This window comes from Escherichia sp. R1 (genome assembly GCF_003000935.1).
GTDB classification, from domain to species: Bacteria; Pseudomonadota; Gammaproteobacteria; order Enterobacterales; family Enterobacteriaceae; genus Escherichia; species Escherichia coli.
In genome coordinates this window covers 170,426-189,976 of sequence record NZ_PSRU01000006.1, presented here as the reverse complement: position 1 = coordinate 189,976, position 19,551 = coordinate 170,426, and the positions used below count along the sequence as shown (strand labels likewise).

At 48.5% G+C, this 19,551-nt stretch carries 22 protein-coding genes; 12 read left to right on the top strand and 10 right to left on the bottom strand.

From position 1 onward, the window contains the following. The first annotated feature begins 175 nt into the window (after nucleotides 1–175). Both spy and ves read left to right on the top strand, forming a co-directional pair. Entirely contained in the window at nucleotides 176–661 is a 486-nt protein-coding gene (gene spy, locus C4F37_RS09870) for an ATP-independent periplasmic protein-refolding chaperone Spy (protein ID WP_001228972.1), read from the top strand. A gap of 202 nt (nucleotides 662–863) precedes the next feature. Beyond that, the gene (ves, locus tag C4F37_RS09865) at nucleotides 864–1,439 is read left to right on the top strand and encodes an environmental stress-induced protein Ves (RefSeq protein WP_001538814.1); all 576 of its coding nucleotides are present in this window, start codon (nucleotides 864–866) and stop codon (nucleotides 1,437–1,439) included. On the opposite strand, the gene cho is transcribed toward ves, so the two are convergent. Beyond that, nucleotides 1,399–2,286 carry an excinuclease Cho gene (cho, locus tag C4F37_RS09860; protein ID WP_000252384.1) on the bottom strand — a complete coding sequence of 296 codons (888 nt, stop codon included), beginning with the start codon at nucleotides 2,284–2,286 and terminating at the stop codon, nucleotides 1,399–1,401. The two genes, ves and cho, sit on opposite strands and share 41 nt — an antisense overlap. 229 nt (nucleotides 2,287–2,515) lie before the next feature. Then, nucleotides 2,516–3,343 carry an ammonia-dependent NAD(+) synthetase gene (gene nadE / locus C4F37_RS09855; RefSeq protein ID WP_000175018.1) on the bottom strand — a complete coding sequence of 276 codons (828 nt, stop codon included), beginning with the start codon at nucleotides 3,341–3,343 and terminating at the stop codon, nucleotides 2,516–2,518. A 201-nt stretch (nucleotides 3,344–3,544) separates the two neighbouring features. Here nadE and osmE point away from each other — a divergent pair, with 201 nt between their 5' ends. From osmE to chbG, 7 genes are all read left to right on the top strand, one after another. After that, nucleotides 3,545–3,883, top strand: coding sequence for an osmotically-inducible lipoprotein OsmE (gene osmE, locus C4F37_RS09850; protein WP_001039046.1), 339 nt, complete (start codon nucleotides 3,545–3,547; stop codon nucleotides 3,881–3,883). A 298-nt stretch (nucleotides 3,884–4,181) separates the two neighbouring features. After that, the gene (chbB, locus tag C4F37_RS09840; protein ID WP_000412169.1) at nucleotides 4,182–4,502 is read left to right on the top strand and encodes a PTS N,N'-diacetylchitobiose transporter subunit IIB; all 321 of its coding nucleotides are present in this window, start codon (nucleotides 4,182–4,184) and stop codon (nucleotides 4,500–4,502) included. 84 nt (nucleotides 4,503–4,586) lie between these two features. Continuing rightward, nucleotides 4,587–5,945 (top strand): PTS N,N'-diacetylchitobiose transporter subunit IIC, encoded by a 1,359-nt coding sequence (chbC, locus tag C4F37_RS09835; protein WP_000073030.1) that lies wholly within the window; start codon nucleotides 4,587–4,589, stop codon nucleotides 5,943–5,945. 50 nt (nucleotides 5,946–5,995) lie between these two features. Further along, nucleotides 5,996–6,346 carry a PTS N,N'-diacetylchitobiose transporter subunit IIA gene (gene chbA / locus C4F37_RS09830; protein WP_000968919.1) on the top strand — a complete coding sequence of 117 codons (351 nt, stop codon included), beginning with the start codon at nucleotides 5,996–5,998 and terminating at the stop codon, nucleotides 6,344–6,346. Nucleotides 6,347–6,353: 7 nt separating this feature from the next. Next, a complete protein-coding gene (gene chbR, locus C4F37_RS09825) occupies nucleotides 6,354–7,196 on the top strand; it encodes a transcriptional regulator ChbR (protein WP_000983641.1) in 843 nt (280 codons plus the stop codon). Between the two features lie 103 nt (nucleotides 7,197–7,299). After that, entirely contained in the window at nucleotides 7,300–8,652 is a 1,353-nt protein-coding gene (celF, locus tag C4F37_RS09820; protein WP_000078752.1) for a 6-phospho-beta-glucosidase, read from the top strand. Nucleotides 8,653–8,664: 12 nt separating this feature from the next. After that, a complete protein-coding gene (gene chbG / locus C4F37_RS09815; RefSeq protein ID WP_000440434.1) occupies nucleotides 8,665–9,423 on the top strand; it encodes a chitin disaccharide deacetylase in 759 nt (252 codons plus the stop codon). Between the two features lie 46 nt (nucleotides 9,424–9,469). Here chbG and katE read toward each other — a convergent pair whose 3' ends face one another. Then, the gene (katE, locus tag C4F37_RS09810) at nucleotides 9,470–11,731 is read right to left on the bottom strand and encodes a catalase HPII (RefSeq protein ID WP_001538813.1); all 2,262 of its coding nucleotides are present in this window, start codon (nucleotides 11,729–11,731) and stop codon (nucleotides 9,470–9,472) included. A gap of 182 nt (nucleotides 11,732–11,913) precedes the next feature. Between katE and cedA the strand changes: the two genes are divergently transcribed. Further along, entirely contained in the window at nucleotides 11,914–12,177 is a 264-nt protein-coding gene (gene cedA / locus C4F37_RS09805) for a cell division activator CedA (protein ID WP_001241562.1), read from the top strand. A 46-nt stretch (nucleotides 12,178–12,223) separates the two neighbouring features. Here the strand turns inward: cedA and tcyP are convergent, their stop codons facing one another. The 3 genes from tcyP to hxpB form a co-directional block, all read right to left on the bottom strand. After that, nucleotides 12,224–13,615 (bottom strand): cystine/sulfocysteine:cation symporter, encoded by a 1,392-nt coding sequence (tcyP, locus tag C4F37_RS09800; RefSeq protein ID WP_001538812.1) that lies wholly within the window; start codon nucleotides 13,613–13,615, stop codon nucleotides 12,224–12,226. 132 nt (nucleotides 13,616–13,747) lie between these two features. Next, nucleotides 13,748–14,338 (bottom strand): metal-dependent hydrolase, encoded by a 591-nt coding sequence (locus tag C4F37_RS09795; protein WP_001295408.1) that lies wholly within the window; start codon nucleotides 14,336–14,338, stop codon nucleotides 13,748–13,750. A gap of 163 nt (nucleotides 14,339–14,501) precedes the next feature. Beyond that, the gene (gene hxpB / locus C4F37_RS09790; RefSeq protein ID WP_001557001.1) at nucleotides 14,502–15,170 is read right to left on the bottom strand and encodes a hexitol phosphatase HxpB; all 669 of its coding nucleotides are present in this window, start codon (nucleotides 15,168–15,170) and stop codon (nucleotides 14,502–14,504) included. A 146-nt stretch (nucleotides 15,171–15,316) separates the two neighbouring features. Between hxpB and C4F37_RS09785 the strand changes: the two genes are divergently transcribed. Beyond that, on the top strand, nucleotides 15,317–15,853 hold the full coding sequence (locus tag C4F37_RS09785; protein WP_000222172.1) for a YniB family protein: 537 nt from the start codon (nucleotides 15,317–15,319) through the stop codon (nucleotides 15,851–15,853). 40 nt (nucleotides 15,854–15,893) lie between these two features. Here the strand turns inward: C4F37_RS09785 and C4F37_RS09780 are convergent, their stop codons facing one another. The 3 genes from C4F37_RS09780 to pfkB all read right to left on the bottom strand — a co-directional run bounded on the left by C4F37_RS09780 (nucleotide 15,894) and on the right by pfkB (nucleotide 18,180). Continuing rightward, a complete protein-coding gene (locus C4F37_RS09780; RefSeq protein ID WP_000267670.1) occupies nucleotides 15,894–16,754 on the bottom strand; it encodes a fructosamine kinase family protein in 861 nt (286 codons plus the stop codon). A 105-nt stretch (nucleotides 16,755–16,859) separates the two neighbouring features. Continuing rightward, entirely contained in the window at nucleotides 16,860–17,150 is a 291-nt protein-coding gene (gene ghoS, locus C4F37_RS09775) for a type V toxin-antitoxin system endoribonuclease antitoxin GhoS (protein WP_000146146.1), read from the bottom strand. A 100-nt stretch (nucleotides 17,151–17,250) separates the two neighbouring features. After that, the gene (gene pfkB / locus C4F37_RS09770) at nucleotides 17,251–18,180 is read right to left on the bottom strand and encodes a 6-phosphofructokinase II (RefSeq protein ID WP_001298221.1); all 930 of its coding nucleotides are present in this window, start codon (nucleotides 18,178–18,180) and stop codon (nucleotides 17,251–17,253) included. A gap of 286 nt (nucleotides 18,181–18,466) precedes the next feature. On the opposite strand from pfkB, the gene C4F37_RS09765 reads away from it, so the two are divergent. Beyond that, nucleotides 18,467–19,225 (top strand): DUF481 domain-containing protein, encoded by a 759-nt coding sequence (locus C4F37_RS09765; protein ID WP_000771396.1) that lies wholly within the window; start codon nucleotides 18,467–18,469, stop codon nucleotides 19,223–19,225. Nucleotides 19,226–19,277: 52 nt separating this feature from the next. Here the strand turns inward: C4F37_RS09765 and yniD are convergent, their stop codons facing one another. Continuing rightward, on the bottom strand, nucleotides 19,278–19,385 hold the full coding sequence (gene yniD, locus C4F37_RS09760) for a small membrane protein YniD (RefSeq protein WP_001142445.1): 108 nt from the start codon (nucleotides 19,383–19,385) through the stop codon (nucleotides 19,278–19,280). Nucleotides 19,386–19,551 lie beyond the last annotated feature (166 nt).

Sequence of the window (19,551 nt, the reverse complement as noted above, 5' to 3'; positions counted from 1 at the left end):
CTCTCCATCAAATTTTCTTTTTTTCTCCATAATTGGCGCAAAAGTGTTTTTTACACTTTCATTGTTTTACCGTTGCTCTGATTAATTGACGCTAAAGTCAGTAAAGTTAATCTCGTCAACACGGCACGCTACTTAAGAAAGCCGTAATAAATAACTGAAAGGAAGGATATAGAATATGCGTAAATTAACTGCACTGTTTGTTGCCTCTACCCTAGCTCTTGGCGCGGCTAACCTGGCCCATGCCGCAGACACCACTACCGCAGCACCGGCTGACGCGAAGCCGATGATGCACCATAAAGGCAAGTTCGGTCCGCATGAGGACATGATGTTCAAAGACCTGAACCTGACCGACGCGCAGAAACAGCAGATCCGCGAAATCATGAAAGGCCAGCGTGACCAGATGAAACGTCCGCCGCTGGAAGAACGCCGCGCAATGCATGACATCATTGCCAGCGATACCTTCGATAAAGCAAAAGCTGAAGCGCAGATCGCAAAAATGGAAGAACAGCGCAAAGCTAACATGCTGGCGCACATGGAAACCCAGAACAAGATTTACAACATCCTGACGCCGGAACAGAAAAAGCAATTTAATGCTAATTTTGAGAAGCGTCTGACAGAACGTCCAGCGGCAAAAGGTAAAATGCCTGCAACTGCTGAATAATCTTTCAGCCAAAAAACGTAAGACCGCCGGTCTTGTCCACTACCTTGCAGTAATGCGGTGGACAGGATCGGCGGTTTTCTTTTCTCTTCTCAAACAGATGCAAAAAAAGCCTGATCGCCACTAACGTAAATCACCCGAGTTGCCGATAACCATCCACGGTTACCTGAACGATAACAATGAAAAGAACGGGCCGGGAGCGAGTATGGAATACTTTGATATGCGTAAAATGTCGGTGAATCTGTGGCGAAACGCTGCCGGTGAAACGCGCGAAATTTGCACTTTCCCACCGGCAAAACGTGATTTTTACTGGCGTGCCAGCATTACATCCATCGCGGCGAATGGGGAGTTTTCTTTGTTTCCCGGTATGGAAAGGATAGTGACGTTGCTGGAAGGCGGCGAGATGTTCCTTGAAAGCGCAGACCGCTTTAACCATACCTTAAAACCGTTACAACCTTTTTCCTTTGCAGCGGACCTGGTGGTAAAAGCGAAACTGACGGCAGGGCAGATGTCGATGGATTTCAACATCATGACACGACTGGATGTCTGTAAGGCGAAAGTCAGAATTGCCGAACGTACGTTTACTACCTTTGGCTCACGCGGCGGGGTAGTGTTTGTCATTAACGGGGCGTGGCAATTGGGCGATAAACTGCTCACTACCGACCAGGGCGCGTGCTGGTTCGATGGCAGGCACACCCTGCGGCTTTTACAACCGCAAGGTAAACTGTTGTTCAGTGAAATCAACTGGCTTGCTGGTTATTCACCGGATCAAGTTCAGTAATTTCATAGTTACCGGAAAGCAGCGGCTTACAAAGAATTTTATAACCGTCGTGATCAAACCCGGCGGGTGCCCGAATTAACGTTGTCGCTTCTTCCAGCGAATTAACCGCCCCCAGCCACAGCCAGTTTTGAATAATATGATATTGAGTCATTTCCGGGTGCTGTTCTTTCAGCGCCACCGCACCATTCCACGGCCAACAAACGACTCGCAAACGTTCCAGAGACTGGCGCAAACGTAGCGCATGTTCCTCATGGCTCTCTTTACCGCAACACGCCCCAGCGCAACGTTTTAATGCAGAACGAAAACAAGCACGCCCGCGGCTTAACGGTTCCAGTCCCAGCAGGCCATAACAAAGTTTTTGTTCATCAGCGATGCTCTGCAATGCTTGCAAAGCTGCGCGCCTATTGGCAAACAGGCCAAACAGGTTGGGGGCTCGTGAAAAATCCACCTCTTTGGCATACACCACATCGACGCGCTTTTCATTTAATTGCAGGGCACAGAGCTGGCGATTGCGGCGCAACCGTTTATTAAACAGCGGCTGTTGTTCTTTGATTAATCGCGCTTCAAGGAGCAGAGCGCCGATTTCGCCTGCGGTGCAGATCCAGCTAATTCGCCGGGATTGCCGTAGCATGGCGGCTTCATCCGGGGTGCGTAAATGAGAAAGCACCCGACTGCGGATATTAACGCTTTTGCCGATATAGAGCGGCATGGTGTCACTTTCGCCATGAAACAGATACACCCCTGGTCGGGTGGGTAAGTCATTAAGGAATGAACGTAAATGTTCGGGATATTCATAAATTGCCGCAGCTTCAAATTCGAGCCGCGGAGAAGTTAAACGCCGTACCACTGTTGACTCCGAATGCTGGTTATCTATCCAGTATAACAGCCGGGAAGCGATTAAAAAAGAGGCGGGTTGATGACAAAGGTTACACCGTCTGACGTGCTACGCCTGTCAGGCCTATTCGACTCCTGCAATGTATTGAATTTGCATAGTTTTGTAGGTCGAATAAGGCGTTCACGCCGCATCCGGCGTGAACAAAGTACTCTTTTTCGCACAAACCAATATGTGCAAATTATTACTTCTTCCAGAAATCATCGAAAACGGTAATTGGCGGACGGCGTTTATGTTCGGTTTTCAGATACCAGTTCTCTATTGTTCTGGCGACCTGTTCAGGTACGTTTTTCCCTTCCAGATAGTCGTCGATATTGTCATAGGTCACGCCGAGTGCCACTTCATCTGGCAGTGAAGGGCGATCATCTTCAAGATCGGCCGTTGGCGCTTTCTTATAAAGGTGTTCCGGGCAACCTAATGCCGCCAGTAACTGTTTACCCTGACGTTTGTTGAGACGATACAGCGGATTAATGTCCGTACCGCCGTCACCATATTTAGTGAAGAATCCGGTAATAGCTTCTGCTGCATGATCGGTGCCCACCACGACACCGCTGGTCATACCCGCAATGCTATATTGTGCTTTCATCCGCTCACGCGCTTTTTCATTGCCACGGACAAAATCGCTCAGTTCAATGCCTGCTTCCCGCAATGCCTGCTCGCTGGCGAGTACCGCGCCCTTGATATTAACGGTTAATACGCGATCCGGTTGAATAAAGGCGATGGCATCCTGGCAGTCTTGTTCGTCGGCCTGAACACCATAGGGCAGGCGTACGGCAATAAATTGCAGTGATTCGTTGCCGGTTTCCTGGCGCAGCTCATTAATCGCCATCTGGCACAGCTTACCGGCAAGCGTGGAGTCCTGACCGCCGCTGATCCCGAGCACCAGTGATTTAATGAACGGATAAGTTTGCAGGTAGCTTTTCAGAAAATCGATACTACGACGAATTTCCTCTTCAGCATTAATCTGCGGTTTTGCGCCCAGCGCCTTTATTATTTGTTGTTGCAATGTCATTGAACCCCTCCAGACAGAAAAGACAAAACTTCCTTAAAGCTAACCCGTTGCTACTGAAACGACAAGCGACAGCGGGCTGAATGGTGGTTAAAACGTCATACAGGAATCCTCTGAAAGAGGAGCCGTTTCGTTCACGGGCTTGAAAAAGCGCCCAATGTATTCCAGGCTTATCTAACACGCTGATAAACAAGAGGACGGAATATGAACAAGAATATGGCAGGAATTCTGAGTGCAGCGGCGGTATTAACCATGCTGGCGGGTTGTACGGCTTATGATCGTACCAAAGACCAGTTTGTACAGCCTGTGGTGAAAGACGTCAAAAAAGGCATGAGCCGGGCGCAGGTTGCACAAATTGCGGGTAAACCTTCGTCTGAAGTGAGCATGATCCATGCTCGTGGTACTTGCCAGACCTACATCCTGGGTCAACGTGATGGTAAAGCAGAAACCTACTTTGTCGCGTTAGATGATACCGGACATGTCATCAACTCCGGTTATCAGACCTGTGCTGAATACGACACTGATCCACAGGCTACGAAGTAATCACTTCGCCTGAAAGCTTGAGTAACAACGGAAACCGGCCATTGCGCCGGTTTTTTTTGGCCTGTGTTCTTAATTATCTTCGCGAATTATTTGCCCGAAATGTGAAGAGGGTCATAACCACAGGTCAAGGAGAGACAATTTATAAGGTCAAAGAAATACTATTGCTCAGGCCTATACCGTATACTCCTTTCAGCCACAAAAAAAGTCATGTTGGTTTCGCAAGTTACCCAGAGCATGGAAGCAGGTTAAGGCTTGCGGAGTGTCTGGCTGACAGATAATCGTCGATGAGGGCAGTTTTATGGAAAAGAAACACATTTATCTGTTTTGTTCTGCGGGCATGTCTACCTCTTTACTGGTATCAAAAATGCGCGCACAGGCAGAAAAATATGAAGTTCCGGTCATTATTGAAGCATTTCCGGAAACACTGGCTGGTGAAAAAGGTCAGAATGCCGATGTCGTGTTATTAGGGCCGCAGATTGCTTATATGTTGCCCGAAATCCAGCGTTTGTTACCCAACAAACCGGTTGAAGTAATTGACTCGCTGCTTTATGGCAAAGTCGATGGTTTAGGCGTGCTTAAGGCTGCGGTTGCAGCGATTAAAAAAGCCGCAGCAAATTAATTTATTTTAAATTTTCCCGTCAAAGAGTTATTTCATAAATCAATACCGCAATATTTAAATTGCGGTTTTTAAGGGTATTTTTCTATGAGTAATGTTATTGCATCGCTTGAAAAGGTACTCCTCCCTTTTGCAGTTAAAATAGGAAAGCAGCCACACGTTAATGCAATCAAAAATGGCTTTATTCGCTTAATGCCGTTAACCCTTGCGGGGGCCATGTTTGTATTAATTAACAACGTTTTTCTAAGCTTTGGGGAGGGGTCGTTTTTTTATTCCTTAGGTATTCGCCTGGATGCCTCAACCATTGAAACACTTAATGGTCTGAAAGGTATTGGCGGCAACGTATATAACGGAACATTAGGGATAATGTCTTTAATGGCCCCGTTCTTTATTGGCATGGCGCTGGCAGAAGAGCGTAAAGTCGATGCGCTGGCGGCCGGGTTGTTATCCGTTGCAGCATTTATGACCGTCACCCCATATAGTGTCGGTGAGGCCTATGCGGTTGGCGCAAACTGGTTAGGTGGGGCGAATATCATCTCCGGGATTATTATTGGCCTGGTGGTGGCAGAAATGTTTACCTTTATTGTTCATCGTAACTGGGTCATTAAGTTACCTGATAGCGTTCCGACATCGGTTTCGCGCTCTTTCTCAGCATTAATTCCCGGTTTTATTATTCTTTCCGTGATGGGGATTATTGCCTGGGCGTTGAATACCTGGGGCACCAACTTCCATCAGATCATTATGGATACCATCTCAACCCCACTGGCATCGTTGGGTAGCGTGGTAGGCTGGGCCTATGTGATCTTTGTTCCACTGCTCTGGTTCTTCGGTATTCATGGCGCGCTGGCGCTGACCGCACTGGACAACGGCATTATGACGCCGTGGGCGCTGGAAAATATCGCGACCTATCAGCAATATGGTTCCGTCGAAGCGGCGCTGGCAGCCGGTAAGACCTTCCATATCTGGGCCAAGCCGATGCTGGACTCCTTTATTTTCCTTGGTGGCAGTGGTGCGACTTTAGGCCTGATCCTGGCTATCTTTATCGCTTCTCGCCGTGCTGATTATCGTCAGGTGGCAAAACTGGCGCTGCCGTCCGGCATCTTCCAGATTAACGAACCGATTCTGTTTGGTCTGCCAATTATCATGAACCCGGTGATGTTTATCCCGTTTGTACTGGTACAACCGATTCTGGCGGCAATCACCCTGGCAGCGTACTACATGGGCATTATTCCACCGGTGACCAATATTGCACCGTGGACCATGCCCACCGGTCTGGGAGCCTTCTTTAACACCAACGGTAGCGTCGCCGCATTGCTGGTCGCACTCTTCAACCTTGGTATCGCAACGTTAATTTATCTGCCCTTTGTTGTGGTCGCTAACAAAGCACAAAACGCGATTGATAAAGAAGAGAGCGAAGAAGATATCGCTAACGCCCTGAAATTTTAATCGATGCCGGTACGGGTAATCGTGCCGGTAAGAATAGAGAGGAACGATGTATGATGGATCTCGATAATATTCCCGATACGCAAACGGAAGCTGAAGAGCTGGAAGAAGTGGTGATGGGGCTTATCATCAACTCCGGACAAGCGCGTAGCCTGGCGTATGCGGCACTGAAACAGGCGAAGCAGGGCGATTTTGCCGCAGCAAAAGCGATGATGGATCAGTCACGGATGGCATTGAATGAAGCGCATCTGGTACAGACGAAACTGATTGAAGGCGATGCTGGCGAAGGTAAGATGAAAGTGAGTCTGGTGCTAGTCCACGCTCAGGATCATTTAATGACGTCCATGCTTGCGCGTGAACTGATTACTGAATTAATTGAGCTTCATGAAAAACTGAAGGCATAAGGAGTCGATGATGCAGCCAGTGATTAACGCGCCGGAAATTGCCACTGCCCGAGAACAGCAGTTGTTTAATGGCAAAAACTTCCATGTGTTTATCTACAATAAAACTGAGAGTATCAGCGGACTGCATCAGCACGACTATTATGAATTTACTCTGGTATTAACCGGGCGTTATTTCCAGGAGATTAACGGTAAGCGCGTGTTACTGGAACGGGGCGATTTTGTTTTTATTCCGTTAGGTTCGCACCATCAAAGTTTTTATGAATTTGGTGCCACGCGTATATTGAACGTTGGGATCAGTAAACGCTTTTTTGAGCAGCATTACCTGCCGTTGTTGCCTTATTGCTTTGTAGCTTCGCAGGTATACCGGACCAATAACGCTTTTCTCACCTATGTGGAAACAGTGATTTCTTCATTGAATTTCCGCGAAACAGGGCTTGAAGAGTTTGTTGAGATGGTTACTTTTTATGTCATTAACCGTTTACGTCATTACCGCGAAGAACAGGTGATTGATGATATACCGCAGTGGCTGAAAAGTACGGTAGAAAAGATGCATGATAAAGAGCAGTTTAGTGAATCGGCGCTGGAGAATATGGTGACGTTGTCAGCCAAATCACAGGAATATTTGACGCGAGCGACTCAACGATACTATGGTAAAACGCCAATGCAGATTATTAATGAAATCCGTATTAATTTTGCCAAAAAACAACTGGAAATGACCAACTATTCAGTGACGGATATTGCGTTTGAGGCCGGTTATAGTAGCCCGAGCTTGTTTATTAAAACGTTTAAGAAATTAACATCCTTTACGCCTAAGAGCTATCGTAAGAAATTGACTGAATTTAATCAGTAAGTCGTTATACCTGACAATTCACATATCTGTCCTGTTGCTGGATTATTTATGTCCGGGGGGCAGATATGCCAGATATCAGTATTCTGTACTGAAGGGAGAAATTATGAGCCAGAAATTAAAAGTCGTCACTATTGGTGGCGGGAGCAGCTATACCCCGGAGTTACTGGAAGGATTTATTAAGCGTTATCACGAATTGCCGGTCAGCGAATTATGGCTGGTGGATGTCGAAGGTGGTAAAGCGAAACTGGATATTATTTTTGATCTCTGCCAACGGATGATTGATAACGCTGGCGTCCCGATGAAGCTTTATAAAACGCTGGATCGCCGCGAAGCATTGAAAGATGCTGATTTCGTTACTACCCAACTGCGCGTTGGCCAATTACCGGCGCGGGAACTGGATGAACGTATTCCATTAAGTCATGGTTATCTTGGTCAGGAAACTAACGGCGCGGGCGGTCTGTTTAAAGGTCTGCGTACCATTCCGGTGATTTTTGACATCGTAAAAGATGTCGAAGAACTATGTCCGAATGCATGGGTGATTAACTTCACTAACCCGGCGGGAATGGTCACTGAAGCCGTTTATCGTCATACCGGATTTAAACGCTTTATCGGCGTGTGTAATATTCCGATCGGCATGAAGATGTTTATTCGCGATGTTCTGATGCTGAAAGACAGCGATGATTTATCTATCGATCTGTTCGGCCTCAACCATATGGTGTTCATTAAGGATGTGCTGGTAAATGGCAAATCACGCTTTGCCGAATTGCTTGATGGTGTGGCATCCGGGCAGTTAAAAGCATCTGGCGTTAAAAATATTTTCGATCTGCCATTTAGCGAAGGCTTAATTCGTTCTATGAATCTGTTGCCGTGTTCTTATTTGCTTTATTACTTCAAGCAAAAAGAGATGCTGGCTATTGAAATGGGCGAATACTACAAAGGCGGCGCACGAGCGCAGGTAGTACAGAAAGTCGAGAAACAACTTTTTGAGCTATATAAAAACCCGGAGTTGAACGTTAAGCCGAAAGAACTGGAACAGCGCGGTGGGGCTTATTATTCTGATGCTGCGTGCGAAGTGATCAACGCTATCTATAACGACAAGCAAGCAGAACATTACGTTAATATCCCGCATCATGGGCATATTGATAATATTCCGGCAGACTGGGCGGTAGAAATGACCTGTACGCTGGGGCGCGATGGCGCGACGCCACATCCGCGCATTACGCATTTCGATGATAAAGTGATGGGGCTGATTCACACCATCAAAGGCTTCGAGATTGCTGCCAGCAACGCCGCACTTAGTGGAGAATTTAACGATGTCTTACTGGCGCTAAACCTTAGTCCGTTGGTGCATTCCGATCGCGATGCTGAGCTGCTGGCACGCGAGATGATTCTGGCGCACGAGAAATGGCTGCCAAATTTTGCCGACTGCATCGCAGAGCTTAAAAAAGCACATTAACCGAGGCTGATTATGGAACGCTTACTGATTGTTAATGCCGATGATTTTGGCTTAAGCAAAGGTCAGAACTACGGCATTATCGAGGCCTGTCGCAATGGGATTGTCACGTCGACGACGGCGCTGGTGAATGGGCAGGCTATTGACCATGCGGTGCAGTTGAGCCGTGATGAACCGAGTCTGGCCATAGGGATGCACTTTGTCCTTACTATGGGCAAGCCTCTGACAGCTATGCCGGGGTTAACCCGCGATGGTGTGCTGGGAAAATGGATCTGGCAGTTGGCAGAAGAAGATGCTTTACCGCTGGAAGAAATTACTCAGGAGCTCGCCAGTCAGTATTTGCGTTTCATTGAGCTATTTGGACGCAAACCTACGCATCTTGATAGCCATCATCATGTGCATATGTTCCCGCAGATTTTCCCGATTGTGGCAAAGTTTGTGGCTGAAGAGGGGATTGCGTTGCGCATCGACCGTCAACCGCTATCTAACGATGGTGATTTACCGGCTAATCTGCGCAGTTCGCAGGGATTCAGTAGCGCGTTTTATGGTGAAGAGATTAGCGAGGCATTGTTCCTGCAAGTGCTTGATGATTCCAGCCATCGTGGGGAACGCTCGTTGGAAGTTATGTGCCATCCGGCGTTTGTCGATAATACGATTCGCCAGAGTGCTTATTGCTTCCCTCGGTTAACGGAACTGCATGTGCTGACTTCAGCGTCGTTGAAATATGCGATTGCTGAGCGTGGTTATCGGTTGGGTAGTTATCATGATGTGTAAGTAAGGTGGTAAGGTCACTCCCCAGGGGGCGTGACCTTATCCATATTTACGCCGGGATTTTGTCAATCTTAGGAATGCGTGACCACACGCGGTGTGCTGTCATCAGCGTTAACAGTTCATCCATAAAACTACCAGAGGCGCAGTCAGCTTCCGCAATCCCTTCTTCACCCTGGTCAGCGACCTTGATTGTTGCTTTAAACTTGCGCGCGTCTCCTGCCAGCGCAATCGGTTTAAGGTGTTTGTAGGCTTCCATCAGATAGTAGTTGGCATCGCCGTTGTTAGCGATATCCGCAATATTGCCGCAAGGGACAATGACTGCATCGACCGTCAGCGAAGGCGCACCGGCAAAGGTAGCAGCTATAGACAACACCGTACCGTCATCCGCACTCACTTCCCCCATTCGGGAGTAGAGCAGTTTGGCATGAACGCCTTTGGCCTTCAGTGCCTTGAGAATGGCCAGAAGGTCTGCCGATCTCACTTCATCATTAAGCAAAATTGCTACCACGCGACCTTTCACATCACCGTCAGGAATGGCGTACAGACTTAAGGATGGATCCTTTTTCAGACCGTTGACGTCCGGAGGTGGGGTGATATTCAGCTGGTCATCAGTCAGTTCGATACCGAGATTTTTCGCCACCGCCTGGGCCAGAGTGAGATCAATATGCGCCAGCTGGTCAACAACGCGCTCACGAATATACGGACGAACTACTTTGCTTAACTCAAAACTGAAACCATCGACAATATGGCGCTGTTCGAATGGCGTCTGACTTAGCCAGAACAGACGCGGATGGGAATAATATTCGCCAAACGATGGACTGCGCTCGCGAACTTTATTGCCTTCCACGCGTTCCTGGTATGATTCAAAACCGCCGCGTTTCGGCCCCGGCGGTGTTTCGCGCGGCCAGTTATCGTTGATCGAGTTCGGTTCGTAATTCGCCGGGTTAGTGTCGATCCCCATACGATGCATGCCGTCACGCTGGAAATTATGGTAAGAGCAGGTCGGGCGGTTAATCGGAATTTCATGGAAATTCGGCCCACCAAGACGACTGATTTGTGTATCGGTATAAGAGAACAAACGCCCCTGCAATAACGGGTCGTTGGTGAAATCCAGACCGGGGACAATATGCCCTGGATGGAAAGCCACCTGTTCGTTTTCAGCAAAGAAGTTATCCGGATTACGATTGAGCACCATTTTGCCGACACGCTGAACGGGCACCAATTCTTCCGGGATAAGTTTGGTTGGATCGAGAAGATCGAAGTCGAACTTGAATTCGTCTTCTTCAGGAATCAACTGGAAGCCCAGTTCGTATTCAGGAAAATCGCCTGCTTCAATCGCTTCCCACAACTCGCGGCGGTGGAAGTCCGGGTCACGTCCGGTTAATTTTTGTGCTTCATCCCAAACGAGTGAGGCTTTACCTGCCAGTGGTTTCCAGTGGAAACGTACGAACGTTGCCTTCCCTTCGGCATTAATCAGGCGGAAGGTATGAATACCGAAGCCTTCCATAGTGCGGTAACTGCGCGGGATACCGCGATCCGACATTGCCCACATCACGTTGTGCAGAGTTTCAGGTTGCAGAGAAACATAATCCCAGAAAGTATCGTGGGCGCTTTGCCCTTGTGGAATTGCCCAGTGCGGTTCTGGTTTTACCGCATGAACAAAATCGGGGAATTTATGTGCATCCTGGATAAAGAAGATTGGCGTGTTATTGCCAACGAGGTCAAAAATACCCTCTTCAGTATAGAACTTGGTGGCAAAGCCACGGATATCACGTACGGTATCGGCAGAGCCAGCGCCGCCCTGAACGGTAGAGAACCTAACAAATACTGGGGTGATTTTGTTCGTATCTGAGAGGAAATCCGCTTTGGTGATATCGCTTAAGCTTTTATATGGCTGGAAATAACCGTGAGCTGCTGATCCGCGTGCATGAACAATACGTTCCGGGATGCGCTCATGGTCAAAGTGAGTGATTTTCTCGCGCAGAATAAAATCTTCCAGCAGAGTTGGACCACGGCTACCGGCACGCAGTGAGTTTTGATCGTCGGCGATGCGCACGCCCTGATTAGTGGTCAGCGCATAATTTTCACTGCCTTTGCGTACGTCTTCCAGAGAATTAAGTTTTTCGTTACGCGTATCAGGGGCTTTCAGGCTCCCTGGGGCGGTAGGTTGTGCACCAGGCGGTGTTGGTTCAGCCGCTGGACGATGAGATCCGTCTTCAGGTGCCAGTGAGTCCATCCCCGGTTTCGCTTCGCTGGAATCGTGTAGTGGTGACTGGTGCTGATGTGGGTTCTTTTCGTTATGTTGCGACATTGAACTCGTCTCCTTAAATTATTACTGAAAGGGCCGCTGTTTTGGTCAAAAAACCCTCTAACTATAGACCACCAGCCAGATCCCGCTTCGGAAACTATTCTGGAAACGGTGTTATGAAATACACGCAAAGCGGGACGTACAGGGGCTAAATCGGCTAAACTACAGTTTTTCTGATTTTTAATATGCGTTTAGTGAAGCCAGTAATGAAGAAACCGCTCCGTCAGCAAAACCGCCAGATTATTAGCTATGTCCCACGCACGGAACCCGCGCCGCCAGAACATGCGATAAAGATGGATTCGTTTCGAGATGTCTGGATGCTGCGTGGCAAATATGTTGCGTTTGTACTGATGGGGGAGTCATTTCTGCGCTCACCGGCGTTTACTGTGCCTGAATCCGCCCAGCGTTGGGCAAATCAGATTCGTCAGGAAAATGAGGTCGAAGAATAAAAAAACACCTGTCGGGATGACAGGCGTTTAACGTAACAAATCAGGATTAACGGTGTGCCAGTTCGGCGTCGTCTTCGCTATCCAGAATGGCTTTATCGGTTTGCTTCAGCCACTGGCTGGTCAGCGTGCCAGCGGTCATCGAGCCACTAACGTTTAGCGCCGTACGACCCATGTCGATAAGCGGTTCAACGGAGATTAACAATGCCACCAGCGTTACCGGCAGGCCCATCGCAGGCAGCACAATCAGTGCGGCGAAAGTTGCACCACCACCGACACCGGCAACGCCTGCGGAACTAACGGTGACAATACCGACCAGCGTCGCAATCCACATCGGGTCCAGTGGGTTAATGCCCACCGTAGGCGCAACCATCACCGCCAGCATTGCCGGATACAAACCGGCACAACCGTTCTGACCAATGGTCGCACCGAAAGAGGCGGCGAAACTGGTGATGGATTCAGGAACACCCAGACGACGCGTTTGTGCTTCCACATTCAGTGGGATAGACGCAGCACTGGAACGGCTGGTAAAGGCAAACGTCAGTACTGGCCATACCTTACGGAAGTACTTCAGCGGGCTCACGCCATTAATGCCCAGCAGAAGGCCATGCACTGCAAACATAATCAGCAGACCGAGGTAGGACGCAACAACGAAACTTCCCAGTTTGATGATGTCTTGCAGGTTAGAACCTGCAACCACTTTGGTCATCAGCGCCAGAACACCGTAAGGGGTCAACTGCATGACCAGGCGAACCAGTTTCATCACCCAGCTTTGCAGGGTATCGATAGCGGTTAAGACGCGTTCACCTTTCGGCGCATCATCCTTCAGCAGTTTCAGCGCAGCTACGCCGAGGAATGCGGCAAAAATTACCACGCTGATAATTGACGTCGGATTGGCTCCGGTCAGATCGGCAAACGGGTTTTTCGGGATAAAGGACAAGACCAGCTGCGGAACGCTCAGGTCAGAGACTTTACCAACATAGTTACTTTCGATGGCGTTCAGACGTGCAGTTTCTGCACCACCCTGAACCAGACCTTCAGCCGTCAAACCAAACAGGTTGGTGACCAGCACACCGACCAGCGCTGCAATCAGCGTGGTAAACAAAAGCGTACCGATGGTCAGAAAACTGATTTTGCCTAACTGAGATGCGTTATGCAGACGGGCAACCGCGCTCAGAATAGAGGCGAAGACTAGCGGCATAACGATCATTTGCAGCAGTTGAACATAGCCGTTACCAACAATGTTAAACCACTGTACAGAATCTTTAAGTACCTGGCTGTCAGAACCATAAATGGTATGCAGGGCAAGGCCAAAAACCACACCCATCACAAGACCCACCAGCACTTTTTTCGCCAGACTCCACTGTTTGTGGCGGGTTTGAGCCAGCGCAAACAGCAGTACAACGAACACCACGATGTTCGCAATTAATGGAAAGTTCATCCCCGTTCTCCTGATCTTATTATTTCTATCACTGCGTAACAGTCATAGTGTTGGCGCAAGATTAACAGAACTGTGAGCTGGCTCTTATATTCAAATGGAATTGCTTATTCCAGAAAGGCGATTTTTGCCTTTTTAGTATTCAACCTGATGCTTAATAAGCCGATGAAACTGGATCTGTAAGGTATTGATCATTTGCGATGACCAACGAACAGCGCTGTTTTCGGGTAATGAATGGGGCATCCATACCGACCAGACAAATAATGCCATGCAGATAAAACGTTCCAGTTGGTTGCCCTTTTGGGGAACCAGGATAGGCAAGCGGAAACGCCAGCGGCATGGCCAGAGCAGGGGAACACCGGCGGGTGTCAGCATATCGGCAAGTATGTGGCTCAAATAACCCAGCACCATACCCTGCAACGCATCAGCCGGAATGAACCAGCTTTCAGGAACTTTAAGGTAAAAGGTTGCCAGCAGCGCAAATACCGCCAGTAGACTGTGGGTAAAACCACGATGCCCAAAAGCGCGGGCGATCGGTTTTGATATCCACTTTAATCGCTGCCCAAGAAACGACTTTGGGTGATCGATGTCCGGTAACAAACACGTCAGGATTGCGGAAGGGACAATATGCCACCAGTCACCCTGTGCCAGCACGGGCGTCAGCTCGGCATTTTTGGCAAATACCGCACAAGCAATAGAAAAGAGAAGGTGACCTTCCGCCGTCATGATAAAACTCACTAAACTGTCGATACGTACAGTATAGGGTTTTTATACAGTGCACGGAAGTGGTGACGGTGTAACTCTTTCTCTTAAATTGGCGATTAATCCGTCAGTTGAATGCAAATTCAGATAAAGAACCAGGGGCAGTGTGATCACTGCCCCCTGGTCATTAACCGAGAAGGTCTTTTGCGGTGAGTTCTGTCAGCGATGAGAGTTTGACGTTTGCTAATACAAAACGTGGATCATTTTGCGCTTCTGGCGCAGGAACGACGATGGAACGCATGCGGGCTGCTTTAGAGGCGATCATGCCATTTACCGAATCTTCCAGTGCCACGCAGGTCAGAGGGTCAACCCCCAGTTTTGCTGCGCAGTCGAGATATACTTGCGGATGCGGCTTGCTGTAAGGCAATTTTTCAGCCGAGGCGAGGGCATCGAAACTGTCGCGTAAATCAAACATGGTCAATACTTTTTCCAGCATATGCAGCGGTGACGCGGAGGCCAGCCCCACCAATAAACCTTGTTCTTTGCATAACGCAACGGCTTCACGCACACCTGGCAATAATGGACGTGTCTCTTCAATCAGTGAAATGGCACGGGCAATAACTTGTTCTACTACTTCCTGACGGCTTGGCCCATTCCATGGTTGCCGGGCGTACCAAAGATCGACCACCATATCGATGCGTAAACCTAAGGTGTCCGGCAGCTCGTTACGACGGGAGATATCCACCCCCAGGCTTGCCATCACATCCAGTTCGGCTCGATCCCATAAAGGTTCTGAGTCGATAAGTAATCCATCCATATCAAAAATTGCAGCAAGAATCTGACGCGGGGTTGACATTACAACCTCTCCTTTAGAGCATTATATGTAAGGTATTAAGCCGTGCTTATGATTAAGCGCCTATCATATCGCCTTTAAAGAATGGGCGAAAACAGATATCTACAGGTAAACTAAGTGAAACGACGCGTCTTAATCAAGGAGAACTCATGACGTATCAACAAGCTGGACGCATTGCTGTTTTGAAAAGGATTTTGGGTTGGGTGATTTTTATACCTGCATTGATCTCTACATTGATTTCTTTGCTGAAATTTATGAATACCCGGCAGGAAAACCAGGAAGGCATTAATGCGGTCATGCTCGACTTTACTCATGTCATGATCGATATGATGCAGGCGAATACGCCTTTTTTGAATCTGTTCTGGTACAACTCTCCGACGCCCAATTTTAATGGTGGCGTGAACGTTATGTTCTGGGTGATTTTCATCCTGATTTTTGTCGGACTGGCGTTGCAGGATTCCGGAGCCCGGATGAGTCGCCAGGCGCGCTTCTTGCGGGAAGGTGTTGAAGATCAACTCATTCTGGAAAAAGCCAAAGGGGAAGAGGGGCTAACGCGTGAACAAATTGAGTCACGTATTGTTGTTCCGCACCATACTATTTTCCTGCAGTTTTTCTCGCTGTATATCCTGCCGGTTATTTGTATTGCTGCAGGTTATGTGTTCTTTTCTCTGCTTGGGTTTATTTAATCAAAAGGCCGCACGGAGCGGCCATTATCCTCAACCCATATCATGCTGCTAATAATCTATCCAGTGACTGCTGAGCAATAACCAAATGCTGACCGCCAAATAACCTTGCACGATTTAACAGCGTGTAGAGTTGGTAAACCGGTTGACGTTCAAGGAAATCGGCAGGTAGCGGGGATACTGACTGATAGCCGTCATAGATTTGTGGCGGCTGTTCAGTATGCAGCGGTAACATCGCCAGGTCGCACTCTCGGTCACCCCAGTAACAGGCCGGGTCGAAAATGTACGGGCCATCCGGACCCAGCGCACAGTTGCCGGACCATAAATCGCCGTGCAACAGAGAAGGCTGCGGTTGATGCGAGGCGAGACGCTGCTGAATATGCTCGACGATGGCATCGATATTGCCGAAAGCGATCCCTTTTTCTGCCGCCAGTTCCAGCTGCCAGCCAATCCGTTGTTCAGCAAAAAAAGTTGACCAGCGACGTTGCCAGGTGTTGGGCTGTGGAGTTGTGGAGAGCGCGTTATCGAAATCGAGGCCAAATTGTGGTTGGTCGCTCCATTGATGTAAACGCGCAATTTGCTGACCAAGAATAAATGCACTATGCGCATCCAGCGGGCGAGGTGGGAGATAATCCATCACCAGAAAACTGTAGTCACGGTCAGCGCCAACTGCCCAAACCTTAGGCACGGTGACGGTTTTACTACGCGACAGTAACTCCAGTTGGTCGGCTTCGGCGGTAAAACCGGGAAGCAGTTCCCTTTCATCACATTTGACGAAAAAGTCACGTCCTGCATAGCGCAAATGCCATGCGGCATGGACTTCTCCGCCAGGCAGTTCATTACGCAGTTCGATTTCGCCTTCACCTAACTGCTCGCTCAAAAGACGACTAATTGCCTGCCACATGATGTCTCTCCCATGTTGTCTGCCAGATCATAAGGTTAGCGCAAGAATGCGGTGTAAAAACACGAGCTAACGCACACCACAGACTGATTATTGCCCAAAAACCATTTATTTTCTGTTGCTATTCCATTCCTCCCAGGTCGTGATGGTGATTTCAGGATCTTTGCCGGTTGCACTGTGGGTAAGCCCCGAAACCAGTTCTCTAATTTCTTCTTCACTTTGGGTACTGATAAGTCCAAAAGTGTTAGTCCCCAGCTCATGGATATTTCCATCATCATCCGTCATGGTGAGCAAAAAACCGTCGCGAGTCAGGTAATTATTCAACTCGTTAATTTCAGTCAATGTATCCTCATGCAACATGACGGTTATTACATAACGGACAAGATCGCCACTGGCCATAGTTCACCCCTTTGTTATCACATGACTTTTGAGCATAGTCGGAGAAACGCGTTGCCGACAGGTTGGTGGTGATTCCCCCAATGCTGGGGGAATGTTTTTGTTAGCGGGAAAGGTACGCGTAAATTTTTTGCGTATCGTCATGGGAGCACAGGCGTGTTCCCTGGTTGAGTGTGGCTGCACTCCCCGCAGCTACGCCAAAACGGACCATCTCTTCAAGAGAGGCATTTTCTGCCAGTTTAAGTGTCATCGCGCCGACCATGCTGTCACCAGCGCCAACGGTACTCTGGCTTTTCACCGGTGGTGGCACCACCTGAATGCAGTTTTCACTATCAACGCCCAGCGCCCCTTGTGGACCCAGGGAAACGACAACCCGTTTGGCCTTGCCGCTATTAACGATTTCCTGCGCGGCTTTGCGGACATCGTCTGGCTGGGTGAGTTCGCGATTTACCAGCGCACTGAGTTCTTTTTGGTTAGGCTTAACCAACTCGATGTTACCAATCGCCAGTGCTGCACTTAACGCTTCGCCAGAACTGTCGACGATGCAGCGGATCCCTTGTTTTTGCGCAGCGGAAATCAGTTGGGTTAATTTTTCCAGCTTCACACCTGGCGGCAGGCTTCCGCTTATGACCAGGATGGCCCCGGATTCAATTTCCAGAACTTGCTCTTCGAGCTGGCGAAACTCATCTTCATTTAATGCCGCGCCTGGCATAACAAAACGATACTGCTCACCGCTTGCTTCCACATGTACGTGTAAATTCTGCCGGGTCCAGTCTTTGGCTTCTACAGTAGCGACGGGGACATTTTCATGCGCCAACAGTGAAACCAGATGTTCGCCGGTCGCGCCACCCGCCGGGAAGATCGCTGTGGCAGTGCCTCCAAGATGGGCAATGGCGCGGGCGACATTGATGCCGCCGCCACCGGGTTCGAACACCGGTGCGGTACAGCGCAGTTTTCCTTCGGGATAAATTTGCGGGGTAATTGTTGCGCTATCAAGAGAGGGCGCAAGTGTCAACGTATAGATACGTACCATCATTTCCTCCTATAGGCTGATTTCAGTCTGGCACCGAATCAGCGGAAAGTGAAGAAATTAACAATATGATTTATTGGAGCTTTATTTAAAATTTTGCAGATAAATATATATAAATAAAAATCTGTTTTCGCCACATGCTTATTCAAAAAATGAAATAAGAATACATTGCTAAGTTATTCGCGCCTTTTTATAATTCGTTACCTTTCCAGGGACGCTAATCTTTGATCCTTAAGAAAGTTTCCGGGACCGCGATGGTCTCTTTTTTTGTTGTACGGACTCTTGATAAATGAAGCTTTTGAAGACAGTTCCTGCCATCGTTATGTTGGCGGGGGGCATGTTTGCGTCACTGAATGCAGCTGCCGATGATTCCGTTTTTACTGTCATGGACGATCCTGCCAGCGCTAAAAAACCTTTCGAAGGTAATCTGAACGCAGGATATCTTGCACAATCAGGCAATACGAAAAGCTCCTCACTTACGGCTGACACCACTATGACCTGGTATGGACAAACCACTGCCTGGTCGCTGTGGGGGAACGCCAGTAATACTTCTTCTAATGATGAGCGTTCTTCAGAAAAATATGCGGCGGGCGGGCGTAGCCGTTTTAATTTAACTGATTATGACTATTTATTTGGTCAGGCAAGCTGGCTGACAGACCGTTATAACGGCTATCGAGAGCGCGATGTGTTGACCGCGGGTTATGGTCGCCAGTTTTTGAATGGCCCGGTACACAGTTTCCGCTTTGAATTCGGCCCTGGTGTGCGTTACGACAAATATACCGACAATGCCAGTGAAACCCAGCCGCTGGGCTATGCCTCCGGGGCTTATGCATGGCAGTTGACTGACAACGCTAAATTTACGCAGGGTGTTTCGGTCTTTGGCGCGGAAGACACAACGCTGAACTCCGAAAGCGCATTAAATGTTGCTATTAATGAACATTTTGGACTGAAGGTGGCTTACAACGTTACATGGAACTCTGAACCTCCAGAGTCTGCACCGGAACATACCGATCGTCGGACAACCTTATCGTTGGGTTACAGCATGTAAAATTATCTGCCGGACCGTGTTATGCGGTCTGGCTGTTTTCGTTTGTCACTGCTCAGCCCCAAATCATTGCAGCCCAACGTAGCAACAACATAGCGCCACAGATTGCCAGTAGCACCACCACCATCTTCCAGTGTTTTTTATCAAAGCGTTTAGTCGGCATACCAGTGTCCTGCATATCTCTTGTGCGTGATAACGGAGTGTAACAAAAGGGACAGGCATCAAGGGATTTTTTGTTATTACAGTCGTCGGGTGGCGTTGTACACCTGGTCACTGTTTCTGCATTTTATGAAAAAAATTATGTATCGATATACAAATATCATAAATAG